The sequence below is a fragment of the Citrobacter sp. wls826 genome (genome assembly GCF_005281245.1).
In the GTDB taxonomy this organism is placed as follows: domain Bacteria; phylum Pseudomonadota; class Gammaproteobacteria; order Enterobacterales; family Enterobacteriaceae; genus Citrobacter; species Citrobacter braakii.
In genome coordinates this window covers 17,805-21,449 of the sequence record NZ_SZWS01000053.1, presented here as the reverse complement: position 1 = coordinate 21,449, position 3,645 = coordinate 17,805, and the positions used below count along the sequence as shown (strand labels likewise).

3 protein-coding genes are annotated in these 3,645 nt (G+C 55.4%); 2 read left to right on the top strand and 1 reads right to left on the bottom strand.

Translation table 11 applies throughout. The features are described from left to right. Positions 1 to 797: helicase-related protein (locus FDW87_RS22495; RefSeq protein ID WP_256372292.1), on the top strand; the 797-nt coding region annotated here is incomplete at its 5' end. Between the two features lie 42 nt (positions 798 to 839). Here FDW87_RS22495 and gltS read toward each other — a convergent pair. Continuing rightward, entirely contained in the window at positions 840 to 2,045 is a 1,206-nt protein-coding gene (gene gltS, locus FDW87_RS12555; protein WP_137379812.1) for a sodium/glutamate symporter, read from the bottom strand. Between the two features lie 225 nt (positions 2,046 to 2,270). Here gltS and FDW87_RS12550 point away from each other — a divergent pair. After that, a partial coding sequence (locus FDW87_RS12550; protein WP_137379844.1) for an NCS2 family protein occupies positions 2,271 to 3,645 on the top strand: 1,375 nt, incomplete at its 3' end.

The window sequence follows — 3,645 nt, the reverse complement described above, 5'->3', positions numbered from 1 at the left end:
CCCCAATCCCGCGCACGCTGGCGATGACCGCCTATGCCGATCTCGACACGTCGGTCATTGACGAACTCCCTCCGGGGCGTACGCCGGTCACCACGGTGGCGATTCCGGATACCCGCCGCAGCGATATTATTGACCGCGTGCGCAACGCTTGTACCCATGAAGGGCGCCAGGCGTACTGGGTCTGTACGCTGATTGAGGAGTCTGATTTGTTAGAAGCTCAGGCCGCTGAAGCCACGTGGGAAGAGCTTAAACTGGTGCTGCCAGAACTGAATATTGGCCTGGTACACGGCCGTATGAAGCCCGCAGAGAAGCAGTCGGTAATGGCGGCGTTTAAGCAGGGCGAACTGCAGCTGCTGGTTGCCACCACGGTGATTGAAGTGGGCGTAGACGTACCTAACGCCAGCCTGATGATTATTGAAAACCCGGAGCGCTTGGGCCTGGCGCAGTTGCACCAGCTACGTGGTCGCGTAGGTCGTGGCGCGGTGGCCTCCCACTGCGTCCTGCTCTACAAATCGCCGCTGTCAAAAACCGCGCAAAAACGTCTGCAGGTTCTGCGCGACAGCAACGACGGATTCGTGATCGCGCAAAAAGATTTAGAGATCCGCGGGCCCGGCGAGCTGTTGGGTACGCGCCAGACCGGAACGGCAGAATTCAAAGTTGCAGATTTGCTGCGCGATCAGGCGATTATCCCGGAAGTTCAGCGCATTGCCCGTCATATTCACGAACGTTACCCGCAACAGGCTGTGGCGCTGATTGAACGCTGGATGCCGGAAACCGAGCGCTACTCCAACGCATAGTAGATTCATAGCGTCGGCGGATGTGACTCCGCCGCACAGACATTATTGCGCAAAAATCGGCAGCAGCAGATACAGCTTAATCACCAGCGCATTGACGATATCGATAAAGAACGCCCCCACCATCGGCACCACCAGAAACGCCATATGGGATGGTCCAAAACGTTCTGTAATTGCCTGCATGTTGGCAATCGCCGTGGGTGTCGCACCGAGGCCAAAACCGCAGTGTCCGGCTGCCAGCACGGCGGCATCGTAGTTCTTACCCATCATGCGCCAGGTGACGAATATCGCGTACAGCGCCATGAAAATGGTCTGCACAACCAGGATTGCCAGCATCGGCAGGGCCAGAGAAGCCAACTCCCACAGCTTCAGACTCATTAGCGCCATCGCCAGGAACAGCGACAGGCTAACGTTACCCAACACCGAAACCGCGCGCTCGAACACCCGATAAAAACCCATTAACGCCAGGCCGTTACTGAGGATCACCCCAACAAACAGCACGCAGACGAAAGTCGGCAGTTCCAGCACCGTTCCGACCAGCATTTGTGCAACGATTTTACCCACCGTCAGACAGATAGCGATCAGCGCAATGGTTTCAATCAGCACCAGCGAAGTGATTATGCGTCCGACATCCGGCTTTTCAAATGCGGTAGGCACAGCCTGATCGTCCGGCATGCCGTCTGGCGTGGTAGAGTGTTTGACCAGATAGCGGGCCACCGGGCCGCCAATCAATCCGCCCAGCACCAGGCCAAACGTTGCGCAAGCCATCGCCACTTCCGTCGCATTAGCGAAACCATAGCGCTCAATAAACAGCTTGCTCCATGCGGCCCCGGTTCCATGCCCACCAGAGAGGGTTATCGAACCGGCGATCAGACCCATCAGCGGATCCAGACCCAGCAGGGTCGCCATACCAATACCAATGGCGTTTTGCATCAGCAGCAGGCCAACAACCACAATCAGAAAGATACCCACCACACAGCCACCCGCGCGCAGGCTGGCGATATTGGCGTTCAGGCCGATAGTGGCGAAGAATGCCAGCATCAGCGGATCGCGCAGGGTCATATCGAAGTTCACTTCCCAACCCATGCTTTTTTTCAGTACCAGCAGCGCAATCGCCACCAGCAATCCGCCAGCTACAGGTTCGGGAATGGTGTATTTTTTCAGGAAGGAAACAGACTGGACGAGCTTACGTCCCAGCAGCAACACAAGGGTTGCCGCAACCAGCGTTGATAACGTATCGAGATAAAACATTTACAACTCCATTAGTGCGTTTAGCACAATCACGCACGATGCATTCCAGACCGATTTTTAGCTCTTATTGAGTTTTCGGTGTGGATTTTAAGCAGAAAATCATGAAAAGTTATATAAAAATGTTTGTTTATCCGTTTTAAATATTAAGAACACCTGGTAGCAAACGTTTGCATTTCCGCCATGGTCAGATAAAATCACCGCTTTTCCACCATGGGATTGCCTCTGATGTCCGTTAACGCCGTAGAGTCAACAAATGCGCAACCGGTTGCGCAGACTCACAACAGTGAACTGATTTACCGTCTTGAAGATCGCCCCCCACTAGCCCAGACCCTGTTTGCCGCCTGTCAGCACCTGCTGGCCATGTTCGTCGCGGTAATCACCCCAGCGCTGTTAATTTGCCAGGCGCTCGGTTTACCGGCTCAGGATACTCAACACATTATCAGTATGTCGCTGTTCGCTTCCGGCGTGGCTTCTATCATTCAGATCAAAGCCTGGGGGCCGGTCGGCTCAGGGCTATTATCCATTCAGGGCACCAGCTTTAACTTTGTTGCGCCACTGATTATGGGCGGTACAGCGCTAAAAACCGGTGGTGCAGATGTCCCAACCATGATGGCGGCGCTGTTCGGTACACTGATGCTGGCAAGCTGCACTGAGATGGTTATCTCACGCGTACTGCATCTGGCGCGTCGTATCATTACCCCGCTGGTCTCAGGCGTGGTGGTGATGATTATCGGCCTGTCACTGATTCAGGTAGGTCTGACGTCGATTGGCGGCGGCTATGCGGCAATGAGCGACAACACCTTTGGCGCACCAAAGAATTTACTGCTGGCTGGCGTCGTGCTGGCGCTGATTATCCTGCTTAACCGCCAGCGCAACCCGTACCTGCGCGTTGCGTCACTGGTGATTGCGATGGCGGCAGGTTACCTGTTGGCGTGGTTTATGGATATGCTGCCGCAAAATACCGCGCCGGTAAGTCAGGACCTGCTGATGGTGCCAACGCCGTTGTATTATGGCCTGGGTATCGACTGGAGCTTACTGCTGCCGCTGATGCTGGTGTTTATGATTACCTCGCTGGAAACCATCGGTGATATTACGGCCACCTCCGATGTCTCCGAGCAGCCCGTTTCTGGTCCGCTGTATATGAAACGCCTGAAAGGCGGCGTACTGGCGAACGGTCTGAACTCGTTTGTTTCAGCCGTATTCAACACCTTCCCGAACTCCTGTTTTGGACAAAACAACGGGGTTATTCAGTTAACGGGCGTTGCCAGCCGCTACGTTGGTTTTGTGGTTGCGCTGATGCTGATCGCGTTGGGCCTGTTCCCGGCGGTCAGCGGTTTTGTACAGCATATTCCTGAGCCGGTACTCGGCGGTGCTACGCTGGTGATGTTCGGTACTATCGCGGCATCCGGCGTGCGTATCGTATCCCGCGAACCGCTGAACCGCCGCGCAATTCTGATTATCGCGCTGTCGCTGGCCGTCGGCCTCGGCGTTTCCCAGCAGCCGCTGATCCTGCAGTTCGCTCCGGACTGGGTGAAAAACCTGCTCTCTTCCGGCATTGCCGCAGGCGGTATTACCGCTATCGTTCTGAATCTGGTGTTCC

Excerpts from the sequence above, each read along its gene's own strand:
- gltS (WP_137379812.1), bottom strand. The coding sequence starts at position 2,045 with ATGTTTTATCTCGATACGTTATCAACGCTGGTTGCGGCAACCCTTGTG.